Origin of the sequence: Pseudomonas sp. R5(2019) (assembly GCF_009905435.1) — a bacterium.
In the GTDB taxonomy this organism is placed as follows: Bacteria; Pseudomonadota; Gammaproteobacteria; order Pseudomonadales; family Pseudomonadaceae; genus Aquipseudomonas.
The window spans coordinates 21,833-43,421 of the sequence record NZ_JAAAMT010000025.1 but is presented as its reverse complement, the minus strand read 5'-3'; the positions used below and the strand labels follow the sequence as shown (position 1 = coordinate 43,421).

The 21,589-nt window shown below is 62.6% G+C and carries 19 protein-coding genes and 2 pseudogenes; 12 read left to right on the top strand and 9 right to left on the bottom strand.

All coding sequences use genetic code 11. The annotated features are described in order from the left end of the window. Together GUY40_RS16895 and GUY40_RS16890 are read left to right on the top strand one after the other, a co-directional pair. A complete protein-coding gene (locus GUY40_RS16895) occupies window positions 1–1,416 on the top strand; it encodes a DNA polymerase Y family protein (protein ID WP_166570052.1) in 1,416 nt (471 codons plus the stop codon). Next, a complete protein-coding gene (locus GUY40_RS16890) occupies window positions 1,413–4,487 on the top strand; it encodes an error-prone DNA polymerase (RefSeq protein WP_166570051.1) in 3,075 nt (1,024 codons plus the stop codon). Before GUY40_RS16895 ends, GUY40_RS16890 begins: the two co-directional genes overlap by 4 nt. Here the strand turns inward: GUY40_RS16890 and GUY40_RS16885 are convergent, their stop codons facing one another. Both GUY40_RS16885 and GUY40_RS16880 read right to left on the bottom strand, forming a co-directional pair. Then, a complete protein-coding gene (locus GUY40_RS16885) occupies window positions 4,488–5,309 on the bottom strand; it encodes an aldo/keto reductase (RefSeq protein ID WP_166570050.1) in 822 nt (273 codons plus the stop codon). A gap of 26 nt (window positions 5,310–5,335) precedes the next feature. Continuing rightward, the gene (locus GUY40_RS16880) at window positions 5,336–6,232 is read right to left on the bottom strand and encodes a LysR family transcriptional regulator (RefSeq protein WP_166570049.1); all 897 of its coding nucleotides are present in this window, start codon (window positions 6,230–6,232) and stop codon (window positions 5,336–5,338) included. 120 nt (window positions 6,233–6,352) lie between these two features. Between GUY40_RS16880 and GUY40_RS16875 the strand changes: the two genes are divergently transcribed. Together GUY40_RS16875 and GUY40_RS16870 are read left to right on the top strand one after the other, a co-directional pair. After that, window positions 6,353–7,051 carry a CoA transferase subunit A gene (locus GUY40_RS16875; protein WP_166570048.1) on the top strand — a complete coding sequence of 233 codons (699 nt, stop codon included), beginning with the start codon at window positions 6,353–6,355 and terminating at the stop codon, window positions 7,049–7,051. A 32-nt stretch (window positions 7,052–7,083) separates the two neighbouring features. Then, complete coding sequence (locus GUY40_RS16870; protein ID WP_166570047.1) at window positions 7,084–7,740, top strand: CoA transferase subunit B; 657 nt, start codon at window positions 7,084–7,086, stop codon at window positions 7,738–7,740. Between the two features lie 121 nt (window positions 7,741–7,861). On the opposite strand, the gene GUY40_RS16865 is transcribed toward GUY40_RS16870, so the two are convergent. After that, window positions 7,862–8,176 carry a chorismate mutase gene (locus GUY40_RS16865; RefSeq protein WP_166570046.1) on the bottom strand — a complete coding sequence of 105 codons (315 nt, stop codon included), beginning with the start codon at window positions 8,174–8,176 and terminating at the stop codon, window positions 7,862–7,864. A 36-nt stretch (window positions 8,177–8,212) separates the two neighbouring features. Then, window positions 8,213–8,800, bottom strand: a complete 588-nt coding sequence (gene mobA, locus GUY40_RS16860) for a molybdenum cofactor guanylyltransferase MobA (RefSeq protein ID WP_166570045.1) — start codon at window positions 8,798–8,800, stop codon at window positions 8,213–8,215. A 116-nt stretch (window positions 8,801–8,916) separates the two neighbouring features. Between mobA and GUY40_RS16855 the strand changes: the two genes are divergently transcribed. Next, window positions 8,917–9,726 carry an AraC family transcriptional regulator gene (locus tag GUY40_RS16855; protein WP_166570044.1) on the top strand — a complete coding sequence of 270 codons (810 nt, stop codon included), beginning with the start codon at window positions 8,917–8,919 and terminating at the stop codon, window positions 9,724–9,726. Here GUY40_RS16855 and GUY40_RS16850 read toward each other — a convergent pair. Beyond that, window positions 9,708–10,295 carry a LysE family translocator gene (locus tag GUY40_RS16850; protein WP_166570043.1) on the bottom strand — a complete coding sequence of 196 codons (588 nt, stop codon included), beginning with the start codon at window positions 10,293–10,295 and terminating at the stop codon, window positions 9,708–9,710. The genes GUY40_RS16855 and GUY40_RS16850 overlap by 19 nt on opposite strands. A gap of 270 nt (window positions 10,296–10,565) precedes the next feature. Between GUY40_RS16850 and ilvA the strand changes: the two genes are divergently transcribed. Both ilvA and GUY40_RS16840 read left to right on the top strand, forming a co-directional pair. Continuing rightward, window positions 10,566–12,137 (top strand): threonine ammonia-lyase, biosynthetic, encoded by a 1,572-nt coding sequence (gene ilvA / locus GUY40_RS16845; RefSeq protein ID WP_166570042.1) that lies wholly within the window; start codon window positions 10,566–10,568, stop codon window positions 12,135–12,137. Window positions 12,138–12,303: 166 nt separating this feature from the next. Next, on the top strand, window positions 12,304–13,815 hold the full coding sequence (locus tag GUY40_RS16840; RefSeq protein WP_166570041.1) for an MFS transporter: 1,512 nt from the start codon (window positions 12,304–12,306) through the stop codon (window positions 13,813–13,815). 314 nt (window positions 13,816–14,129) lie between these two features. Here GUY40_RS16840 and GUY40_RS16835 read toward each other — a convergent pair whose 3' ends face one another. After that, window positions 14,130–15,482 carry a GntP family permease gene (locus GUY40_RS16835; protein ID WP_166570040.1) on the bottom strand — a complete coding sequence of 451 codons (1,353 nt, stop codon included), beginning with the start codon at window positions 15,480–15,482 and terminating at the stop codon, window positions 14,130–14,132. Between the two features lie 76 nt (window positions 15,483–15,558). Then, window positions 15,559–16,095 (bottom strand): gluconokinase, encoded by a 537-nt coding sequence (locus tag GUY40_RS16830; RefSeq protein WP_166570039.1) that lies wholly within the window; start codon window positions 16,093–16,095, stop codon window positions 15,559–15,561. Window positions 16,096–16,301: 206 nt separating this feature from the next. Here GUY40_RS16830 and GUY40_RS16825 point away from each other — a divergent pair, with 206 nt between their 5' ends. The 3 genes and pseudogenes from GUY40_RS16825 (at window position 16,302) to GUY40_RS28825 (ending at window position 18,831) form a co-directional block, all read left to right on the top strand. Further along, on the top strand, window positions 16,302–17,321 hold the full coding sequence (locus tag GUY40_RS16825) for a LacI family DNA-binding transcriptional regulator (RefSeq protein WP_166570038.1): 1,020 nt from the start codon (window positions 16,302–16,304) through the stop codon (window positions 17,319–17,321). Between the two features lie 190 nt (window positions 17,322–17,511). Beyond that, window positions 17,512–18,294 (top strand): annotated as a pseudogene (locus tag GUY40_RS28830) (PAS domain-containing protein); the annotation flags it as partial. A gap of 42 nt (window positions 18,295–18,336) precedes the next feature. After that, on the top strand, window positions 18,337–18,831 hold the full coding sequence (locus GUY40_RS28825) for a methyl-accepting chemotaxis protein (RefSeq protein ID WP_371924839.1): 495 nt from the start codon (window positions 18,337–18,339) through the stop codon (window positions 18,829–18,831). On the opposite strand, the gene GUY40_RS16815 is transcribed toward GUY40_RS28825, so the two are convergent. Next, entirely contained in the window at window positions 18,806–19,099 is a 294-nt protein-coding gene (locus GUY40_RS16815) for a hypothetical protein (RefSeq protein ID WP_166570036.1), read from the bottom strand. The genes GUY40_RS28825 and GUY40_RS16815 overlap by 26 nt on opposite strands. Before the next feature lie 246 nt (window positions 19,100–19,345). On the opposite strand from GUY40_RS16815, the gene GUY40_RS16810 reads away from it, so the two are divergent. Together GUY40_RS16810 and GUY40_RS28820 are read left to right on the top strand one after the other, a co-directional pair. Continuing rightward, window positions 19,346–19,753, top strand: a complete 408-nt coding sequence (locus GUY40_RS16810) for a cytochrome c family protein (protein WP_166570035.1) — start codon at window positions 19,346–19,348, stop codon at window positions 19,751–19,753. A 56-nt stretch (window positions 19,754–19,809) separates the two neighbouring features. After that, window positions 19,810–20,175: pseudogene (locus GUY40_RS28820) on the top strand (IS5/IS1182 family transposase); the annotation flags it as partial. A gap of 26 nt (window positions 20,176–20,201) precedes the next feature. Here GUY40_RS28820 and GUY40_RS16800 read toward each other — a convergent pair. Further along, on the bottom strand, window positions 20,202–21,578 hold the full coding sequence (locus GUY40_RS16800; RefSeq protein WP_371924837.1) for an aspartate aminotransferase family protein: 1,377 nt from the start codon (window positions 21,576–21,578) through the stop codon (window positions 20,202–20,204). Between the last annotated feature and the right edge of the window lie 11 nt (window positions 21,579–21,589).

The window sequence follows — 21,589 nt, the reverse complement described above, 5'->3', positions numbered from 1 at the left end:
ATGTTGTGGGCTTGTATCCTGCTGCCGCAATTGGCACTTGAAGGCGTGTTGCGCCATCGCACCGATCCACAGGCGCCACTGGTGCTTCTCAGTGGGCCGCCCCAGCGCCGCATTCTGCAAGCCGTCAACCCGGCGGCGCGGGCTTTGGGCTTGCGTCGTGGTCAGGCACTGACGACCGCCCAGGCGCTGGCAGGCGACTTTGCCTGTGTCGATGAAGACTCGGCGGCGGTCGAGCAGCTGCAGCAATTTCTTGCCGCCTGGGCCTATCGCTTCAGCTCGAACGTCAGCTTGCACTATCCGCGCGTGTTACTGCTGGAGGTGGGCTCGAGCCTGAGCCTGTTCGGCCCTTGGCCACAATTCGAGGCGCGCTTGCGCCAGGAGCTGACTGCGCTGGGCTTCAGCCACCGTATCGTGCTGGCCAGCAACCCCATCGCGGCGCGCATGCTCGCCAATGTCCACGATGGCCTGGCCGCGACCGATGCCGAACAGACCCGTCAGGCCCTCGGGCAGATGCCGCTGGAGCGCATCGGCCTGCCGCCGGAGGCCGCTACCGCACTGGCGCGCATGGGCTTGCGCAGCGTGCGCGAAGTGTTGGCCTTGCCCCGCGACAGCCTGGCCCGGCGCTTCTCGGCCAGTGTGCAACTGCACCTGGACCGGTTGTTGGGGCTGCGCGCCGTGGCGCTGGCCTGCTACACACCGCCGGATCGCTTCGACGTGCGCCTTGAACTGAATTTCGATGTCGAATCCCATCAGGCCCTGCTGTTTCCCTTGCGGCGTTTGACGGCTGACTTGTCAGCCTTTCTGGCCGGTCGCGATGGCGGGGTGCAGCGTTTTACCTTGCACCTGGAGCATGCTCAGGCGCAGGACACCTGCGTGGTGGTTGGTCTGTTGGCTGTCGAGCGGGAGGCGGCGATGCTGTTCGAGCTGGCCCGTGGGCGGCTGGAACAGGTGCGCATCCCCGAGCCGGTGCGCACTGTGCGGCTGGTTGCCGATGAGCTGCCCGCCTTCGTGCCGCTGCGGGGCGAGTTGTTCGCGGCCAGGCCCCAGCAGACTCAACCCTGGGAGCAGTTGCGCGAGCGCTTGCGGGCCCGGCTGGGCGATGAGGCGGTGCGTGGCCTGCAGGCGCGTGCCGACCACCGCCCCGAATGTGCCTGGCAGGCCGGCACACTCAGCCCGGTCGCCATTGCGCTGCCGGGTGTGCCGCGCCCCGGCTGGCTGCTGGCCGAGCCCTGTGCGTTGGAAACCCCTGTGCTGCGGGTCTTGGCCGGGCCTGAGCGTATCGAGTCCGGTTGGTGGGACGGCGCTGACGTGCGCCGCGATTATTATCTGATCGAAACCGTCCAGGGCCAACGGGGCTGGGCGTACCGGGCGGTGGGTGAGGGCGGGCCGCTGATCCTGCAAGGGTGGTTTGCATGAGCCAGGGCTATGCCGAGTTGCACTGCCTCTCCAACTTCAGTTTCCAGCGCGGCGCCTCCAGTGCCCGGGAATTGTTCGAGCGTGCTCGCCAGCAGGGCTACGAAGCGCTGGCGATAACCGACGAGTGCACCCTGGCCGGTATCGTCCGGGCCTGGCAGGCGGCCAGGGAGGTGGGGTTGCCACTGATCGTAGGCAGTGAAATGCGCCTGGACGATGGGCCGAAAATCGTCCTGCTGGCAGAAAGCCTTGCCGGGTATCAGGCTCTGTGCAGGCTTATCACTCTGGGGCGGCGTCGCGCGCCCAAGGGTGAATACAGTCTGCGCCGTGAAGACTTCAGCGGCCCGCTGGAGGGGCTGCTGGCGCTGTGGGTCCCGGACGATGACGATAGCCCGTCAGCCGGCCAGTGGCTGCGCGAGGTGTTCGACCAGCGCTTGTGGCTGGCCGTGCAGTTGCACTGCGGGCCGGATGACCGCCAGCGGCTCGCACGCCTGCTGGGGCTGGCGACGGCGCTGGCCATTCCGGCGGTGGCCTGCGGCGATGTGCACATGCACGCCCGGGGTCGGCGGGCACTGCAAGACAGCATGACCGCGATTCGGCATCACACCACCGTGGCCGAGGCCGGCCACCGCCTGTTCGCCAACGGTGAGCGCCACTTGCGGCCCTTGCCGCAGTTAACGCAGCTGTACCCGCCCGAGCTGCTCGAGGCATCGCTGCAGATTGCCCGGCGCTGCCAGTTCGACCTGGGCCAGTTGCGTTACCAGTATCCCCGCGAGCTGGTGCCAGCCGGGCACAGCGCGGCGTCGTGGCTGCGTGAAATGACCGAGCAGGGCATTCGCTGGCGCTGGCCGCAGGGTATCGAAGCGGCCCCGCGTCAGATGATCGAGCGCGAGCTGGCGCTGATTACCGAGCTTGGCTATGAAAGCTACTTTCTGACCGTCCACGACATCGTCCGCTTCGCCCGCGAGCGCGGGATCCTGTGCCAGGGGCGCGGCTCGGCGGCCAACTCGGCCGTGTGTTTCGCCTTAGGGATTACCGAGATCGACCCGGCACGCATGAACATGCTGTTCGAGCGCTTTATTTCCCGCGAGCGCAACGAGCCGCCCGATATCGACGTCGACTTCGAGCACGAGCGCCGTGAAGAGGTGCTGCAATACATCTTCAGCCGTTACGGCCGTCACCGCGCGGCACTCACGGCAGTGGCCAGCACCTACCATGCGGCTGGTGCGGTACGCGATATTGCCCGGGTGCTGGGCCTGCCGGTGGAGCAGATCAACGCCCTGGCCGACTGCTGCGGGCGCTGGAGCGACCGGGTGCCCAGCGCCGACTACTTGCGCGAAAACGGCTTCGACCCGGCCAGCCCGCTCCTGCGTCGGGTGCTGGCCCTGACCGCCGAGCTGATCGGCTTTCCGCGTCACCTGTCCCAGCACCCGGGCGGCTTCGTGATTTCCGAGCAGCCGCTGGACACTCTGGTGCCGGTGGAAAATGCCGCGATGCAAGATCGCACCGTGATCCAGTGGGACAAGGACGACCTGGATACGGTCGGCTTGCTCAAGGTCGATATCCTCGCCCTGGGCATGCTCAGTGCCCTGCGCCGTTGCTTCGACCTGCTGCGCCGCTACCGGGGTCACGACTTGACCATCGCCACGATCCCCCTGGAAGACCCGCAGACCTACCGCATGATCGGCCGGGCCGACACCGTTGGGGTATTCCAGATCGAGTCGCGGGCGCAGATGGCGATGCTGCCCCGGCTCAAACCGAAGACGTTCTATGACCTGGTGATCGAAGTCGCGATCGTGCGCCCCGGTCCCATACAAGGCGACATGGTTCACCCTTATCTGCGTCGGCGCAACAATGAGGAACCCATCGTCTACCCCTCGCCGGAGCTGAAGAAAGTCTTCGAGCGCACCCTGGGTGTGCCACTGTTCCAGGAGCAGGTGATGGAGCTGGCCATTGTCGCCGCGGGTTATTCCCCCGGCGAAGCCGATCAACTGCGCCGGGCCATGGCCGCCTGGAAACGCCACGGGGGCCTGGAGTCTCACCAGCAGCGGTTGACCGAAGGCATGCTCGCGCGTGGTTACAGCGCTGAATTTGCCGCACGTATTTTCGAGCAGATCAAGGGCTTCGGCAGCTATGGCTTCCCCGAGTCCCACGCCGCCAGTTTTGCCCTGCTGACCTACGCCAGTTGCTGGCTCAAGTGCCATGAACCAGCCGCGTACGCCTGTGCCCTGATCAACAGCTGGCCAATGGGCTTTTACAGCCCTGACCAGATCCTGCAGGACGCCCGGCGCCACCAGATCGACATTCGCCCGGTTGATGTGCGTTACAGCGATTGGGATTGCACGCTCGAGCCCGCGGCCGGGCAGTTCGCCATTCGCCTGGGGTTGCGGCAGATTCGTGGCTTTCGTGAGGACGATGGCCAGCGTATCGAGCAGGCGCGCGAGCAGGGCGCCTTTACCCAGGTCGCGGACCTGAGCCTGCGTGCCGGCCTCGACAGCCGCACCCGCGAATTGCTCGCCGATGCCGGGGCGTTGAAGGGCCTGGTGGGGCACCGTTTTCAGGCGCGCTGGGAGGTGGCGGCGGTGCAAGCGCAGTTGCCTTTGTTTGCCGGTTGCGATGAGCCGCCGCAAGTCCCGGTGCCATTGCCGCAGCCCAGCGTTGGCGAAGACCTTTACGCGGATTACGCGACCCTGGGCACCACTCTTGGGCCGCACCCTTTGGCGTTACTGCGGGGAAAACTCGATGGGCTGGGCTGTCGCAGTTCAAGGGCGCTGGATGAGGCGGAGCCTGGCGACACGGTCAGCGTCGCGGGATTGGTGACTGGCCGTCAGCGTCCGCAGACGGCCAGCGGAGTGACCTTCGTCACCCTCGAAGACGAGCACGGTATGGTCAATGTGGTGGTCTGGCGCGACCTTGCCGAACGCCAACGGCGGGTGCTGGTCGGCGCCCGATTGCTGCAGGTGTTCGGCAAGCTGGAGTGCGAAGGCAGCGTGCGACACCTGATCGCTCGCCGCCTGCACGACCTGACCCCGCTGCTCGACGGCCTGGACGTGCGCAGCCGGGATTTTCGCTGATCAGACCATCGCCAGCGGCTGCTTGTGGGTGGGTGGGGCAAAGGCTCGGTCGATGGCCAGCAGGTCGTCGGCACTCAAGACCAGATCGGCGGCTGCCGCGTTGAGCTGCACATGGCTGGGCTCGACCGCCTTGGGAATGGCGATCACGCCTTGATGCCGTGTGACCCAGGCCAGGCTGACCTGGGCGGCGGTGGCATCATGGCGCTCGGCAATTTCGTTGAGCACCGGGTGCCTGAGCAAGCGCCCGGCCTGAGCGATCGGGCAGTACGCCATAAGCGGCAGTTGCTGCCGTTGGCACCAGGGCAGCAGGTCGAATTCGATGCCACGGGCCTGCGGGTTGTAGAGCACCTGATTGGTCGCGCAGGCCGGCGCATCCAGCTCAATCAAATCGTCCACATCAAAGTTGGAGACGCCCCAGCGGCCGATCTTGCCGGCTTCACGCAAACGCTCGAAGGCTTCGACGGTTTCTTCCAGCGGATACTGGCCGCGCCAATGCAGCAAATACAGGTCGATAGACTCGGTGCCCAGGCGCTGCAAACTGCGCTCGCAGGCGGCCGCAATGCCCTTGCGGCTGGCGTTGTGGGGGTAGACCTTGCTCACCAGATAGACCTGATCACGGCGGCCGGCGATGGCCTGGCCGACCACGGTTTCTGCGCCACCCTCGGCATACATCTCGGCGCTGTCGATCAGTGTCAGGCCAAGGTCAATGCCCAGGCGCAGGGCATCGGCCTCGCGCTTGCCCTGGTCAGGGTGCTCGCCCATATACCAGGTACCCTGGCCGATGACCGGCACCTGGCGGTTGCCCACTTGCACAGTACGCATACTGACTCCTCTTGTTTTGATCGGGCTTACAGCTGCGGGTAATCCTTGCCGTATTCCAGCAGCACTTCAAGCAACGCTTGCGCCGCGGCCGAGAGTTTGTGGTCGGCCAACAGGGTGACGCCGATCCGCCGCTGCACGGTAGGCTCCACCAATCGCACGCAATGCGCGCCGAGCTCCTGCATCTGGCGGATACACAGCGACGGCACGGCACTCACCCCCAAGCCATTGGCAACCATGCGCCCGACCGTTGACAGCTGATGGCTTTCAAAGGCCACCGCCAGCCCGCCATGCCCGGCCAGCACCTGCTGCTCCAGCAGCAGCCGTACCGCCGAGGGACGTTGCAAGGTGATGAAATCTTCTTCGAGCAGCTGATGCCAGGTCACTTCCTGTTGCGCCGCCAACGGTGAGTTGACTGGCACCACGGCCACAAAGCGGTCCATGTACAGCGGCTTGAAGATCAGCGGCTCGCTGGTTTCCGGTTCAAAGCCGATGCCCAGTTCAACGCGCCGGTGGCGTACCAGTTCCAGCACCTGCTCGTTGATCACGTCATGCACGGCCACGTTGACCCGCGGGTAGCGATCACGAAACACCTTCAGCGCCGCCGGCAACAGGTTACTGGCAAAGGCCGGCATCGCAGCGATTGCGACTTTGCCCAGTTGCAGGGTGAAGCGTTGGCGCAGCAATTCTTCGGTGTTGTCCCAATCGGCGAGCAGCTGGCGGGCCAGCGGCAACAGTGTTTCGCCCTCGGGAGTAAGGCTGACGCTGCGCGTGGTGCGATGGAGGAGGGGGCCGCCCAAGTGTTCCTCCAGCGCCTTGATGGTCAGGCTCAAGGCCGGTTGCGAGACATGCAGGCGTTCGCCGGCCTGGGCGAAACTCAAGCACTTGGCTACGGTTACAAAGGCACGCAGCTGTTTGACATTCATTGGAATATCCAATCAATCCATCAAAAAAACAAAATTAACAAATTACTGCGCAGGGGTGAAGATGCGTTCAACGCTCAACGACACTGCGTCGACCCCTACAACTACAAAAGGCGGATCAGCATGGCCGGACTCGACAAGCGAGTTGCAACCTACGAAGAAGCCCTTGCGGGCCTCACCGACAACATGACCGTACTGTCCGGTGGTTTTGGACTGTGTGGCATCCCGGAAAACCTCATTGCCGAAATCAAGCGCCGTGGCGTCAAAGGCCTGACGGTGGTTTCGAACAACTGTGGCGTCGACGGCTTCGGCCTGGGCGTACTGCTCGAAGACCGGCAGATCCACAAGATGATCGCCTCCTATGTCGGCGAGAACGCCCTGTTCGAACGCCAGTTGCTCAGCGGCGAGCTGGAAGTGGAGCTGACCCCGCAAGGCACCCTGGCCGAAAAAATGCGCGCCGGCGGCGCCGGCATCCCGGCCTTCTACACCGCCACCGGCTACGGCACGCCAGTGGCCGAAGGCAAGGAAGTGCGCGAGTTCCACGGCCGCAAGTACATTCTTGAAGAGGCCATCACTGGCGACTTCGCCATCGTCAAAGGCTGGAAGGCCGACCACTACGGCAACGTGGTCTATCGCAACACTGCCCAGAACTTCAACCCGCTGGCGGCCACGGCCGGCAAGATCACCGTGGTTGAGGTCGAGGAAATCGTCGAGCCGGGCGTCCTGCTGCCGAGCGAGATTCACACGCCGGGCATCTACGTGGACCGGGTGATCGTCGGGAAATTCGAGAAGCGCATCGAAAAACGCACGATCAAGGCCTGAACCCTTCCCGCGAATAACAAGAGACCCTGACTATGGCACTTTCCCGCGAACAAATGGCACAGCGCGTCGCCCGTGAACTCAAGGACGGCTACTACGTGAACCTGGGCATCGGCATTCCGACCCTGGTCGCCAACTACGTCCCGGCCGACATCGACGTGATGCTGCAATCGGAAAACGGCCTGCTCGGCATGGGCGAGTTCCCGACCGAAACGGAACTGGACGCCGACATGATCAACGCCGGCAAACAAACCGTGACCGCCCGCCGTGGCGCGTCGATCTTCAACTCGGCCGATTCCTTCGCCATGATCCGTGGCGGCCATGTCGACCTGACCGTGCTGGGCGCCTTTGAAGTGGACGTGGAGGGCAACATCGCCTCCTGGATGATCCCTGGCAAGCTGGTCAAGGGCATGGGCGGGGCGATGGACCTGGTGGCCGGTGCCGACAACATCATCGTCACCATGACCCACGCCTCCAAGGACGGCGAGTCCAAGCTGCTGCCACGCTGCAGCCTGCCGCTCACCGGTGCCGGATGTATCCGCAAGGTGCTGACCGACCTGGCTTACCTGGAAATTGAAAACGGTGCTTTCATCCTGCGCGAAACCGCACCGGGCGTGAGCATCGAGGAAGTGGTGGCCAAGACCGCCGGCAAGCTGATCGTGCCGGACGATGTCGTGGAAATGACCTTCTAACGATCGCTACAGTTTTCGGCCTCATCGCGGCTTGCACCGCTTCCCTGATCAGCCACGCACTGATCAGGGAAGCGGTGTGGGTCGCGATGGGGCCGTTTCGTTGCCCTGGCACCCATGGCGCTTAGCGCGGCTGCGAGGCCGCGCCAAGCGCCGCATGTTCGGCGCGTTCGATTTCAATGAAGGCCTCGATCATGGCCCGGTAGACCCGCTCGGTCACACCGGGGTTGGCGCCCAGCTCCAGCGAGAAGGCCTTGACCTTGCTGATCACCTGCTCGACCCGTTGGGGCGCCTGAACCTCTTCAGCGGTTTTCTTGAAGCGTGCCGCTTGCTTGGCATAGCCGCCGCGGCTGGCGATCAACGCCACCAGTTCCTTGTCGATCTGATCAATGTGCGCACGCACTTCGGCGATGCTGTTGCAGTGCTTGGCAGAGTTCATGGCAGGTCCTTCTTCGCTTGGGATTGACTCTTGATCCTAGCAGCCCAGTAAATCCGGACTGTTGAAATTGCTCAGGCGTGGGTCGCAGGTGTCGCATTCCAGCGCTTGCAAGTCTTGGCTGAGCAAGGCTCGCAGCAGACTGCGCTCGCCCTGTTGCCAGGCGTTTTCCAGGGCCGACAGCAAGGTTTTGGGAATCAGGCTGAACATCGGTTGCCACTGGCCGTCCTGGCGGACCATGGCGGGTTTGGCGGGTGAGCCCGCAGTCCCGACCAGCGCTTCAAGCAAGGCCCGATCGATCCGGGGGGCATCGCAGGCCAGTATCAGCACCGCATTATGTCGGGCCTGGCGCAACCCAGCCAGCACGCCAGCCAAAGGGCCGGGATAGCCAGGCTCCTGATCTTCCACCAAGTGGTCGGCGTAGTGGCGATAGTGGTCCTGATTGCGGTTGCAGGAAATGATCAGATCGTCGCTCAGCGGGCGGACCACTTCATGCACATAAGCGATCAGCGGGCGTTCGCGCCAGTGCACCAGACCCTTGTCACGGCCACCCATGCGCTGGCCGCGGCCGCCGGCCAGTAGCAGGATGGAGCAGGGTGGGGAGAGAAATGCTTTGTCAGTGTTCATGGGCCCATCACCACAACTAATCTTTGCCAGGTCCAACGCGATCTTTTGGTAGGAGCAGGGCTTGCCCTGCTCCTACCACACTTGCGCTCAGGCCTGCAGGCAGGTATTAAACCCCCATGTCTACCCACTCGCAATTCTGGCGTGACCCGGCAGTGCCTTTCATCGAAGCCCGTGGCGTCGAGGATGGGCGCAAGGTCTGCTATTCCCGGCATTCCCATCAAAGCTTTTCCATTGGTGCAATCACCGCCGGGCGCAGCACTTACCTCAACGGTGAGGGATGCCATCAGATCGAAGCCGGCACCGTGGTGATGATGAACCCGGGCGCGGTCCATGCCTGCAATCCGATTGCCGATCAGCCCTGGTCATACTGCATGCTCTATGTCGATACGCCGTGGCTGGCTCAATTACAGAACGCCCAAGCGCTGTTCCAGCCATTTACCTGTACGCATACACGCCAGGCTGAAATCTTCGAAGGCGTTGTGTCGTTGTACGCGGTGTTGACCGACGCCTGGCGAACAGCCGAGCAAAAAAGCCAGGCTGCAATCGCGTTCTTCACCGACCTGCACCAGCGACTGGAAACGCTCGCACCCGCAACAAGCGAGGCCAATCACAAACTTGAACGCGCGGCCGCATTCATTCGTGAACACTGCACCGACACGCTCAAGCTGGAAGACATCTGTCGCGCGGCCGACCTGTCGGCGTCCTACCTGATTCGCGCTTTTCGCCAGCAGTACGGGCTGACGCCTCACGGTTATCTGATCGACCAGCGCATCCAGTTCGCTCGCGCGCAACTGCGCCGTGGCCAATTGATCGCTGACGTCGCCCTGCAAGCCGGGTTTGCCGATCAGGCGCATTTGCAGCGGGCGTTCAAGCAGCACCTGGCAGCCACCCCGGGCCATTATCGCGGTCAGGCCAGAAGCAGGTAAAACGCGCAGGCAGCCAGCAGCAGGGCCAGGCTCCGGTTGAGCAGGCGCAGGCCTTTGGCATTGTCCATCAGGCGTCGGATAAAGGTCCCGGCCCAGGCCCAACTGGCAATCGACAGCCAGCACACCACCAGATAAATCAACGCGAACTGCCACACCCGCAGGGTTTCGCCGTTACTCGCAAAGGCACCCATGCCCGCCACGCAAGCCAGCCAGGCCTTGGGGTTAAGCCATTGCATCGTGGCGCCGTAGAGCATCGACGGCGGCTTGACCTGGCCGTCGGCATTCAAACGACCGTCATCACTGGCCAGCTTCCAGGCCATGTACAGCAGGAACAGCACGCCGGCCCATTGAATGGCCCGCGTCAGCCAGGGCCAATACACCAGCACTTCGTGCAGCCCCAGGCCGATCAATACCAGCAGCAAGGTAAACCCCAGCGTCGCTCCGGTGACGTGGCGAAGACTGGCCGGCAAACCATGCCGGGCACCGCTGCTCAAGGCGACAATATTGACCGGGCCGGGTGAAATGGAGGAGGCGAGCGCGAAAGCGGCCATCGATAGCATCAGACTCATGGAGACCTCATGTCGGAGAAGGTGAGGCCCCACGTTAGAGCGCTGCGTCTGGGCGGTATTGAAGAAAATGCCCCTATTTAGTGTTTGACTTGCTCAGGCTCACTGGGATAGTTTCCTAGCCATGACGACATACTCGCACCTGCCACAGCACAGCATTATTACCGCCATTATTCGATTGGCGGGCTAGCTGGCAGCTGCACCGAACCCGCCCTGGAGGCGGGTTTCTTCTCTCTCTCCTGGGCATTTTTTCTAAAGGACCAGGAGCGCTTCATGACCACCTTCCAGGCTTGCCCCCCTACCGACACATCGGCACCATCGCCGGCCCTGTCGCTGTCCCATTACGTTCGCAAGATTCTCGCCGCGCCCGTCTATGACGTTGCCCTGCAAACCCCGCTGCAGCCAGCCAATGCCTTGTCGGCGGCGCTGGGCAATCAGGTGCTGCTCAAGCGCGAAGACCTGCAGCCGACCTTCTCCTTCAAGATTCGCGGTGCCTACACCCGCCTGGCGGCGTTGGATGCCAAGCAGCGCGCCCGTGGCGTGATCACCGCGTCCGCCGGCAACCACGCCCAGGGCGTGGCTTTGGCGGCAGCCAAACTGGGCATGGTCGCCACCATCGTGATGCCGACCACCACGCCGGAGCTCAAAGTCTCGGGCGTACGCTCGCGGGGCGGCAACGTGGTGCTGCACGGTGACAGCTTCCCGCAATCGCTGGCCCATGCACTGCGCCTGGCCGATGAGCAGGGCGCGACCTTCGTGCCGCCCTACGACGATCCGGATGTCATCGCGGGGCAGGGCACTGTGGCCATGGAGATCCTCCGTCAACAACCGGGTGAGCTTGACGCCATCTTCGTCCCCGTCGGCGGCGGCGGCCTGATCGCCGGCATCGCCGCCTACGTGAAGTACCTGCGCCCGGAGGTCAAAGTGATCGGCGTCGAGCCGCGCGACTCCAACTGCCTGCAAGCCGCGATGGCCGCCGGTGAGCGCGTGGTGTTACCACAAGTCGGCACCTTCGCCGACGGCGTGGCGGTGGCGCAGATCGGCGCGCATTGCTTCGATATCTGCCGTCATCACGTAGACGCCGTGATCACCGTCAGCAGCGACGAACTGTGCGCGGCCATCAAGGACATCTACGACGACACCCGCTCGATCACCGAGCCGTCGGGTGCCCTGGCGGTGGCCGGGATCAAGAAATACGTGGCCCAGACCGGTGCCCGGGGCCAGACCCTGGTGGCCATCGACTCCGGCGCCAACGTCAACTTCGACCGCCTGCGTCATGTGGCCGAGCGTGCAGAGCTGGGCGAGCAGCGCGAGGCGATCATCGCCGTGACCATCCCCGAGCAGCCTGGCAGCTTCAAGGCCTTCTGCCAGGCGCTGGGCAAGCGCCAGATCACCGAATTCAACTACCGCCTGCACCCGGGCAAGGACGCGCAACTGTTCGTCGGCGTACAAACCCACCCACTGACCGACCCGCGCGAGCAGCTGCTGGCCAACTTGAGCGATCAAGGCTACGCGGTGCTCGACCTGACCGAAAACGAACTGGCCAAGTTGCACATCCGCCACACCGTGGGCGGGCACGCGGTGCCTGCTGCCGAAGAGCTGGTGCTGCGCTTCGAGTTTCCCGAGCGCCCGGGCGCGTTGCTGAACTTTCTTGAACGGTTGGGTGAGCGTTGGAACATCAGCATGTTCCACTACCGCAACCATGGCGCGGCGGACGGGCGTGTATTCGCTGCCCTGCAGGTGCCTGCGGATGAGCGTGGGTTGGTGCCGGCGGTGCTGGAGAGCATGGGGTATCGGTGGTGGGATGAGACTCAGAACCCGGCGTATCGGTTGTTTTTGGGGTGACGCGACTGCGGTTCCTCCTGGATGCCACTTGTATTCTTCGCGGGCTTGCCCGCGAAGGGTTCAAATGCATCTGATATGAATTGCAACGATTGAGCTACATCAAAAAGCCCCATTTCCCACCCTCGCAACGGCACAATCGACCGCCTCGAAGAACAAGGAGTTCACGATGCAGTCGATCAAGCAACCCCCAGACTCCGCCAAAGCCGATACCCGCCACTGGCTCGGCCTTTCCCTCCTCATGCTGCCAGTCCTGCTGATCACCATCGACAACACCATCCTCGGTTTCGCCTTGCCCAAAATCGCTGAAGCCCTGGCGCCCAGCGCCAGTCAGCAACTGTGGATGATCGATGCCTATTCGCTGGTGCTGGCGGCCTTGCTGGTGACCATGGGCGGCATCGGTGACCGGGTGGGTCATCGCTTCATGTTGCTGATGGGTGCGTTGGGTTTTGCGGTGTTTTCGGTGTTGACGGCGATGGCGACCACGCCTGAGCAGTTGATCGGTGGGCGGGCGTTGATGGGGGTGTTCGGGGCAATGCTGATGCCTTCGACGCTGGCCTTGCTTGGGACGCTGTTTCAGGATCGCGAGCAGCGGCGCGTGGCGGTGGCGGTCTGGGCGACGTGCCTGACGGTGGGCTCGGCGCTGGGGCCGCTGATTGGCGGGGTGCTGTTGCAGTTCTTCAACTGGCCTTCGATCTTTTGGCTGGCGGTTCCGGTGCTGGTGCCGTTGTTGCTGTTCGGGCCAGTGTTGTTGCCGGAGTCGGATAGGGCGCTTTCAGGAAGAATTGATCTCTACAGCATCGTGTTGTCGATGCTGGCGCTGACAGGGATTGTTTTTGCGATCAAGCATGTGGCGGCTGTTGGCGTGGACTCCATCAGCGCCATCGGGTTGCTGATTGGGATGGTGGCGGGGGCGGTTTTTGTACGTCGACAATTGCGTCTTGAAGTTCCGCTGCTGGACCTGGCGCTGCTGCGCAACGGCACCTTCAGTGGCGCCGTGTTGGTCAACCTGCTGAGCCTGGCGCTGCTGGTCGGCTTTGTGTTTTTTGCCACCCAACAGCTGCAGATCGTGCTTGGCTTGGCGCCACTGACGGCGAGCCTGGCGCTGGTGCCGGGGCAGGTGCTGGCGATTGTGGTGGGCATGGCCATTGTGCCGATTGCTCAGCGTGTGTCGGCGCATCGGCTCATCCCGGTATTGTTGGGGTTTGCTGGCGCAGCGTTCCTGCTGGTGGCACTGGCAGGCGGTGGTATCGCGACCCTGGTGATCGCTTTCGCACTGCTGAATATCGGCGTCGGTGCGATTGCTTCGGTGTCCACCGACCTGGTGTTGTCGGCTGCGCCACCGAGCAAGGCGGGTGCGGCCTCGGCGATCAGCGAGACGGCTTATGAGGTGGGGGTGGTGTTCGGTACTACGGTGTTGGGCGGGGTGCTGGCGGCCGTTTACCGAAACGTGCTGGAGTTGCCCGCTGAGTTGACCGGCGAACAGGCATGGCTTGCCAGTGAAACTCTGGCCGGTGCTGGCGTAGTCGCGACCAGTCTCGGTGAGCTTGGCACTGCGCTGACCGCCGCTGCACATACGGCCTTCGGTGTGGCGATCAATCAAGTGAGCTGGCTGGCGGTGGCATTGAGTGTGATTGCCATCGGCCTGGCCTGGCGTACGTTCAAGGCGGGTAGGAGCTGAGCTTGCTCGCGATGCAGACGCTGCGGTATGTCAGGTACACCGCTATCGCAAGCAAGCTTTGCTCCTACACAGGTGTAGGCTGCAGCTGCAGACGTTGAGCGGGGACCGTAGGAGCTGAGCTTGCTCGCGATGCAGGCGCTGCGGTGTATCAGGTACACCGCTATCGCAAGCAAGCTTTGCTACACAGGTGTAGGCCGCAGCTGCAGACGTTGAGCGGGGACTGTAGGAGCTGAGCTTGCTCGCGATGCAGGCGCTGCGGTGTATCAGGTACACCGCTATCGCGAGCAAGCTCGGCTCCTACAGGGAGGGTAGTGTCAGACGAATATCGACAACAACATGATGAAGATGAGGGCGACAATCGAGAGGATGGTCTCCATCATCGACCAGGTCTTGAATGTCTCGGCCACGGTCATGTTGAAGTACTGCTTCACCAGCCAGAAACCGGCGTCGTTGACGTGGGACAGGATCAGCGAACCGGCACCGGTAGCCAGCACCAGCAGCTCGCGGTTGACGCCAGGGACCATGCCGATCACCGGGGCGACGATGCCGGCGCCGGTGATGGTGGCAACGGTGGCGGAGCCGGTGGCAATCCGGATCACCGCGGCGACCAGCCAGGCCAGCAGGATTGGCGAAACCTCGGCGTGCACGGCCATCTGGCCGATCACGTTACCGACACCGGTATCCACCAGCATCTGCTTGAAACCACCGCCGGCACCGACGATCAGTACGATGGCGGCGGTCGGCGCCAGGCTCTGGTCGAGCATCTTCATGATCTGCTGACGGTTGAAGCCGCGCGCCGAACCGAAGGTGTAGAACGCCAGCAAGAGGGCGGCGAGCAGGGCGCTGATCGGGTGGCCGATCAAGTCCATCCAGTGACGGAAGATATGCTCGGGGGCGAACGCCACGTCGGCAAAGGTCTTGAGCAACATCAGGAACACCGGCAGCAGCACGGTGAGCAGGGTGATGCTGAAGCTCGGCAGATTGCGGTTGTCCGACTCCTTGGCGATCTGGTCCATCAACTCTTGGGACGGGTTGCCGGGGATGTACTTGGAGATGAAGTTACCGAACAGCGGGCCGGCAATGACAGCGGTCGGCAGGCCTACGATCAGGCCGTAGAAAATCGTTTTGCCGATATCGGCACCAAACACGCCAATGGCCAGCAGCGGCCCCGGGTGCGGCGGCACCAGGCCGTGGACCACGGAAAGGCCGGCGAGCAACGGGATACCGATCTTGATCAGCGACACACCGGTGCGGCGGGCGACGATAAACACCAGCGGGATCAGCAGCACGAAGCCGATTTCGAAGAACAGCGGAATGCCCACCAGGAAGGCGGAAAACATCATGGCCCAGTGCACGTTCTTTTTACCGAACGAGCGAATCAGGGTCTGGGCAATCTGGTCGGCCCCCCCGGAGTCGGCCATCAGCTTGCCAAGCATGGTACCCAGCGCCAGCACAATACCGACAAAGCCAAGCACGCTACCGAAGCCGTCCTGGAAGGATTTCATGACCTTGACTACCGGCATGCCCGAAGTCAGGCCGAGAAAACCGGCTGCCAGGATCAGGGCGACAAAGGGGTGGACTTTGAACCGGGTGATCAGCAGCACGAGGCCGACAATAGTCACCAGTGCATCGAGAAGCAGGTAGGTATCAGTGGCTAAACCAAACATGGGCTCAGTGCCTCGAGTTGTTGTTGTGTGCGGTACGGTAAAAGGTAGCGCTGTCTTTAGTGGGCCGAGTGAAGGTTCACGCGGTACGAGAGAGGCTGATGTCTTGGCTGTGCAGCCAGTCATCGACCTGTTCTGCCAGGGTCAGAACAGGCTGTGTGGCATCGAGCGCCAGGGTCAGGACTTCACCCACCGGCGATTCCAGCGCGGCGAACTGGCTCTCGATCAGGCTGGCCGGCATGAAGTGACCGGGGCGGGCGGTGACCCGGCGTTCGGCTTCTTGCGGGGACAGTTCGAGGAAGACAAAACCCAGGTTCGGCACCGCCGCGCGCAGCGTTTCGCGGTAACGGCGCTTGAGGGCCGAGCAGGTGAGAATCGGGCGCTCGCCGTTGGCCACGGTAGCGCTGAGTTCTTCGCCCAGGCGCACCAGCCAGCCGGCGCGATCATCATCGTCCAGTGGGATACCGGCGCTCATCTTGGCGATATTGGCAGCAGGGTGAAACGCGTCGCCTTCTATCAGGCGGCCGCCACTGTGGTTGGCAATGGCTTCGCCGATGCAGCTTTTGCCACATCCGGCTACACCCATCACGACCAAGGCGGGGAGAGGGGAATTCATCGTTACCTCCTGCGGGAAAGACAGCGCTATCTTAGTCGAATGAATTCGACCGCCGCAGGCGCTGCACCCTCGTGTTATTGGTCTTGTCTGAGCAGTTTGAAGCGCTCTCATAAGGCCTGGAAACAAATGGCGATTGCTCCCAGCTCGAGACAGCGCTACCTTAGTGCCGGTTCCCCATTCTTGGCAAGTCGAAAATAATCATATCCATGACCCGCATTGGCTCTCGAACTACCGGTCGTCCCACGCTGGCGGAAGTTGCGCGACTTTCCGGAGTGTCTCCCATCACGGCCTCCCGGGCCCTGCGCGGTGTCGCCACCGTGGCGCCGGAGCTGGTCAAAAAGGTTCAGGAAGCCGCCTCGGCCCTGGGCTATGTCGCCAACCCTGCAGCTCGCGCGCTGGCGTCGGCAAAAAGCCAGTCGGTTGTCGTATTGATCCCGTCGCTGTCCAACCAGCTGTTTATCGACACACTCGAAGCCATCCATGAGGTCATGCGTCCGCGTGGCCTGGAAGTGTTGATCGGCAACTTTCATTACGATGTCGACGTTGAAGAAAACCTCATCCGCAACTACCTGGCCTACCAGCCGGGGGGCATTCTGCTGACTGGCTTTGACCGCACCGAAGGTTCGCGGCGCATGCTGGCGGCCAGCGGTGTGCCGTGCGTTCACATGATGGAGCTGGATTCGACGCCAGGTGTCACCTCGGTGGGTTTCTCCCAGATCCAGGCGGGCGCCGTGGCCGCCCAGCATCTGCTGGAGCGAGGGCGGCGGCGCCTGGCGTTTGTCGCCGCGCAACTGGACCCGCGGGTGATGCAGCGCGGCGAAGGCTTTCGTCGCACCTTGCGTGAGGCCGGCGTTTACGATGAGGCGCTGGAGTGCCTGACACCGGCACCCTCGTCGATTGGCATGGGCGGCGAGCTGTTCAGTGATTTGATGCGTCGCCACCCGGACGTCGACGGGATTTTCTTCTGCAACGATGACCTGGCCCAAGGTGCGATTCTTGAAGCTTTGCGCCAGGGCATCGCGGTGCCGGGGCAGGTGTCGATGATCGGCTTCAACGACTTGCCCGCTTCGGCGCATATGGTGCCGCGCCTGACGTCAATCCGTACTCCGCGAGCGGCTATCGGTCGGCGTGCGGCACAGATGCTTCTCGCGCGCATGGACGGCAAGCCCGACCACGGCCTGACCCAGGATCTGGGTTTCGAACTGATGGTGCGCGAAAGTACTTGAAGCCAGGCCATGATGATATCAATGTGCTTGCACTCGCAGCGCGGCTGGCTATGATCAGCGTTGCAATTTCTGTAATTGCTTAATGAGGGGGTAGCCCCACACAGTTGTCTGTGCGTGGAATTTGCGGTTTGTGGTTCAAGTTTCTTGATGCCTCCGTTAAATAATAAAGTCGCGCAAGGATGGTCTGCCCATGTTTAACTCCCACCGCAAAACCGACCGGGCAGAGATTGCCCGTTGCACGGCCGCTTTGCTCGTCACCGAAGCAAAGCTGGCCGCGATCGGTCGCTCCATGGCCATGATCGAGTTCAGCCCCGACGGCATCATTCTGGATGCCAACGACAATTTTTGCCGGACCATGGGCTATTCCGCCGATGAAGTTCGTGGCAAGCACCATCGACTGTTCTGCGAAGAAAAATTCAGCAAGACCCCTGAATATGCACGCTTTTGGCAAAATCTTGCCCGAGGGGAGGCGCTCAGCGGCACCTTCGCGCGGGTCGACAAGCAGGGCCGCCACGTCTGGCTCGAAGCCAGTTACATGCCGGTGCTCAATGCCGAACAGCGAGTGGTCAGCGTGATCAAGGTGGCCAGCAACATCACCGAACGCGTCAATCGTGAGCACGAAAGTAAAAGCCTGATCGACGCCATCAGCCGCTCCATGGCCACCGTGGAATTCACTCCGCAAGGGAATGTCATCAGCGCCAACGAAAACTTTCTCCATACCATGGGCTATTCGCTCAATGAGGTCGTGGGCCGTAACCACAGCCTGTTCTGCCATCGCAGCGAAGCCGAGAGTGCGGCGTACAAGGACTTCTGGGTGTCCTTGAACCGGGGGGAATTTCACTCCCGCCGGTTTGAGCGGGTCAACAAACAAGGGCAAGTGGTGTTTCTGGAAGCCTCCTACAACCCGATTTTCGATGCCACGGGCCGCTTGTACAAAGTGGTCAAGTTCGCCACCGACATCACCACTCAAGTCATCACCCAACAGAGCGCCGCCGATGCCGCCCACGCCACCTCAGTGCAGAACGATGCCTGTGCGCAGAGGGGCTCGCATGTGGTCCAGCAAACGGTGCATGTGATCGAGGAAATTTCTCAGGAGCTGAACGAGGCGGCGCGCAGTATCGATGCGGTCAGCCAGCAGTCGCAGGTGATTGGCAAAATCGTTCAGACCATCCGTGGCATCGCCGACCAGACCAACCTGCTGGCTCTCAACGCCGCAATCGAGGCGGCGCGGGCAGGGGAGCATGGGCGTGGTTTTGCAGTGGTCGCCGATGAGGTGCGCAGCCTGGCGGCGCGCACCAGCCAGGCGACCCTGGAGATTGTCGAAGTGGTGCGGCAAAACCACGACCTGTCGCTCAGCGCGGTCGCGAGTATGCAGTCAAGCCTCAGCCGTACCGGGCTTGGCGTGGAACTGGCGAACGAAGCCGGCGAGGTGATCCTGGAAATCCAGCAGGGCTCACGCCATGTGGTCGATGCGATCAGTCAGATCAATTCGACCTTGCAGCTGCACTGATCCCTGTCGGGGGATGCGTTTCGAACAGTGCTTGCCCCCGATCCAACTGTTGGTCTACCAGCCACTTGCCGTGGGCGATAGACGCTCGTTGGGCATTTTCCAGTTCCGATAAAAACGCCACTTTCAACGGCAACGGCAGGCGTCGGGTGGTATGGCCATCGGGGCTGGTGATCAGGCAACCGCCAGCCCAGGGCGTTGGAATGCCGGGATGCTCTTCGACGTTGGCGGTAATGGTGTAGTTGCGGTGGACACAGTGAAGGGAGTTCATGAGGAAAAACCTCGCTGTTGAGAGTGGCCTTCTGTCTGGCCTGAGGGTTCAATCAGATCGTCAAAGCGTTCCAGGATTCCTTCGAATCAGTTCGGTATATCACAGCCATCGCGGCCTGCTGCGCCAGCCGACGAACGCTTGCTGTGCAACTGGCAGTCAGGACAATGCATCTGGCAGGCAGCAAAAAACACCCATATGGGTGTTGCGGAGAAAATCCCGACGTCAGTCATCATCGGGTAGTTCCCTATGTTCAGCTCTATTGTTTGCCACCGCGCGCCTGCGCTTGTCGGTATCACTTTGTTCTCATTGCTCGGCAGCGCGGCACTGCACGCCGCGCAGTGTGCACCGGCCCAAGTGGAAAAGGGGCAACAAGTGTTTGCCGGTGAATGTGGGGTTTGCCATAGCCTCAAGGCCGGTGAAAACCTCGTGGGTCCAAACCTGCATCAGCTCTATGGGCGAGCCAGTGGCTCTGTGGCAGGTTTCACCTATTCCCAGGCGATGAAAACTCGCACGGTGAAATGGGACGCCGATAATCTGGACCCGTTTATCGCCCAACCCCAGGCCGCCGTGCCTGGCACGTATATGCCTTACGCGGGATTGGCCAGTGCGCCGGACCGCCAGGCGGTGGGGTGCTTCCTTGGGACCCAAGGCTAGGCTATTGATCGGTGCTCATTGGCCAGCAGCGAGGGGGGCATATTCAACCGTCTAGGAGCGCCAGTAAACATAGGGCCTTGTCCTGGGCGCATGCCAACAAGATCGAAGGGCAGTTGCGTCAGGAAGTCCAGCAGTTGTTGGCGCTGGCCGAGAACAGCGACCGTGCCACCGTGCCCGATGGCATGGATGTGCCGGCCGAGATTGCCCGGCGTGAAGATCGACTCAGTGCGATTGCCCAGGCCAAGGCCAGGATCGAGCAACGCGCGGCTGAGCGGCACGCCGTCGAAAAGTGCGCCCTGACGGCAGCCCCCCAGAGGCTCAGGCGCGCAAACACGCCGCTCCAGTACCGCGCCAATCAACTCGTGGGGAAAGGCGCGGCGCCTCGTCAAAAAATGCCTTGCTCCGGTTCTGCAGTCTCCCTCTTGCCGTGGTCAAGTCCGACAGGCTCCTAGCGGCTAGCGTTGAACCAGCGCTGGGTATCCTCAAGGGAGCGGGCGAAACGCTCGAGGATCAAACGGATCTCGGCTTCACTGGAGATCAGCGGTGGGCAGAAGGCAATGGCATCGCCCATGTTGCGGGTAATCATGCCGTGGAACTGGGCGCGGCCGGCCAGGTAGCGGCCGAGCTTGCCCACTACGTCGAATGGCGCCTTGGTCTCACGGTCGGCCACCAGCTCGACGGCGGCGATCAGGCCCACGCCACGCACTTCACCCACCAGCGGATGGCTGGCGAATTCACGCAGGCCGGCCTGGAGGATTTCGCCCTTGGCGGCGGCGTGCTGCACCAGTTTGTCTTCTTCAATGATCTTGAGGTTTTCCAGGGCCACGGCGGCGGCAACCGGGTGGCCGCTGCCGGTGAAGCCATGGCCCAGGGTGCCCAGGCTGTGGCTGTGGTCGGCGATACCCTGGTACAGCTCATCGTTGATCAGGATGGCCGAGATCGGCTGGTAGGAGGACGACAGCTGCTTGGACAGCACCATCACGTCCGGGCGGATGCCGAAGGTCTGGCAGCCGAACATATTGCCAGTACGGCCAAAGCCGCAGATCACTTCGTCGGCCACGACCAGTACGTCGTGCTTGCGGCACACGGCCTGGATTTTGTCCCAGTAGGTGCGTGGCGGCACGATCACGCCTCCGGCGCCCATCAGCGGTTCGGCATAGAAGGCCGCGACGGTTTCGGCGCCTTCCTTGAGGATCAGGCTTTCCAGCTCGGCGGCCAGGCGGTCGGCGAATTGTTCTTCGCTTTCACCGGGCAGGGCATGGCGGTAGTGGTGCGGGTTGCCGACATGGTGGAAGCCCGCCAGTGGTACATCGAAGCCGCGCTGGTTGGCCGGGATGCCGGTCAGGCTGGCACTGACGATGGTGATGCCATGGTAGCCGTTGACGCGGCTGATGAACTTCTTCTTGGCCGGCTTGCCGATGGCGTTGTTGCGATACCAGATCAGCTTGACCACGGTGTCGTTGGCTTCGGAGCCGGAGTTGGTGAAGAACACCTTGCTCATGGGTACCGGTGCCATGGCAATCAGCTTGTCCGCCAGCTCGATGCTCGGGGCATGGGCCTTGTGGCTGAACAGGTGGTAGAAGGGCAGCTGGCGCAGTTGCTGTTCGGCGGCCTTGATCAGGCGCTCGTTGGAAAAGCCCAGCGCGGCACTCCACAGGCCCGACATGGCCTCGATGTACTGTTTGCCCTGGTCGTCATAGACGTGAATGCCCTCGCCCCGCTCGATGATCAGTGGGCCGACTTCTTCGTGCACGCGGGCGTCGGTGTAGGGGTGCAATTGGTGTTGCTTGTCTTTTTCGGCCAGCGACAGATCTTTGCTCATCATGAGGATCTCTT

What these genes read in the sequence shown, in the direction of transcription:
- GUY40_RS16895 (WP_166570052.1), top strand. Translation starts at nt 1, where the DNA reads ATGTTGTGGGCTTGTATCCTGCTGCCGCAATTGGCACTTGAAGGCGTG.
- GUY40_RS16890 (WP_166570051.1), top strand. Translation starts at nt 1,413, where the DNA reads ATGAGCCAGGGCTATGCCGAGTTGCACTGCCTCTCCAACTTCAGTTTC.
- GUY40_RS16885 (WP_166570050.1), bottom strand. Translation starts at nt 5,309, where the DNA reads ATGCGTACTGTGCAAGTGGGCAACCGCCAGGTGCCGGTCATCGGCCAG.
- GUY40_RS16880 (WP_166570049.1), bottom strand. Translation starts at nt 6,232, where the DNA reads ATGAATGTCAAACAGCTGCGTGCCTTTGTAACCGTAGCCAAGTGCTTG.
- GUY40_RS16875 (WP_166570048.1), top strand. Translation starts at nt 6,353, where the DNA reads ATGGCCGGACTCGACAAGCGAGTTGCAACCTACGAAGAAGCCCTTGCG.
- GUY40_RS16870 (WP_166570047.1), top strand. Translation starts at nt 7,084, where the DNA reads ATGGCACTTTCCCGCGAACAAATGGCACAGCGCGTCGCCCGTGAACTC.
- GUY40_RS16865 (WP_166570046.1), bottom strand. Translation starts at nt 8,176, where the DNA reads ATGAACTCTGCCAAGCACTGCAACAGCATCGCCGAAGTGCGTGCGCAC.
- mobA (WP_166570045.1), bottom strand. Translation starts at nt 8,800, where the DNA reads ATGAACACTGACAAAGCATTTCTCTCCCCACCCTGCTCCATCCTGCTA.
- GUY40_RS16855 (WP_166570044.1), top strand. Translation starts at nt 8,917, where the DNA reads ATGTCTACCCACTCGCAATTCTGGCGTGACCCGGCAGTGCCTTTCATC.
- GUY40_RS16850 (WP_166570043.1), bottom strand. Translation starts at nt 10,295, where the DNA reads ATGAGTCTGATGCTATCGATGGCCGCTTTCGCGCTCGCCTCCTCCATT.
- ilvA (WP_166570042.1), top strand. Translation starts at nt 10,566, where the DNA reads ATGACCACCTTCCAGGCTTGCCCCCCTACCGACACATCGGCACCATCG.
- GUY40_RS16840 (WP_166570041.1), top strand. Translation starts at nt 12,304, where the DNA reads ATGCAGTCGATCAAGCAACCCCCAGACTCCGCCAAAGCCGATACCCGC.
- GUY40_RS16835 (WP_166570040.1), bottom strand. Translation starts at nt 15,482, where the DNA reads ATGTTTGGTTTAGCCACTGATACCTACCTGCTTCTCGATGCACTGGTG.
- GUY40_RS16830 (WP_166570039.1), bottom strand. Translation starts at nt 16,095, where the DNA reads ATGAATTCCCCTCTCCCCGCCTTGGTCGTGATGGGTGTAGCCGGATGT.
- GUY40_RS16825 (WP_166570038.1), top strand. Translation starts at nt 16,302, where the DNA reads ATGACCCGCATTGGCTCTCGAACTACCGGTCGTCCCACGCTGGCGGAA.
- GUY40_RS16815 (WP_166570036.1), bottom strand. Translation starts at nt 19,099, where the DNA reads ATGAACTCCCTTCACTGTGTCCACCGCAACTACACCATTACCGCCAAC.
- GUY40_RS16810 (WP_166570035.1), top strand. Translation starts at nt 19,346, where the DNA reads ATGTTCAGCTCTATTGTTTGCCACCGCGCGCCTGCGCTTGTCGGTATC.
- GUY40_RS16800 (WP_371924837.1), bottom strand. Translation starts at nt 21,578, where the DNA reads ATGATGAGCAAAGATCTGTCGCTGGCCGAAAAAGACAAGCAACACCAA.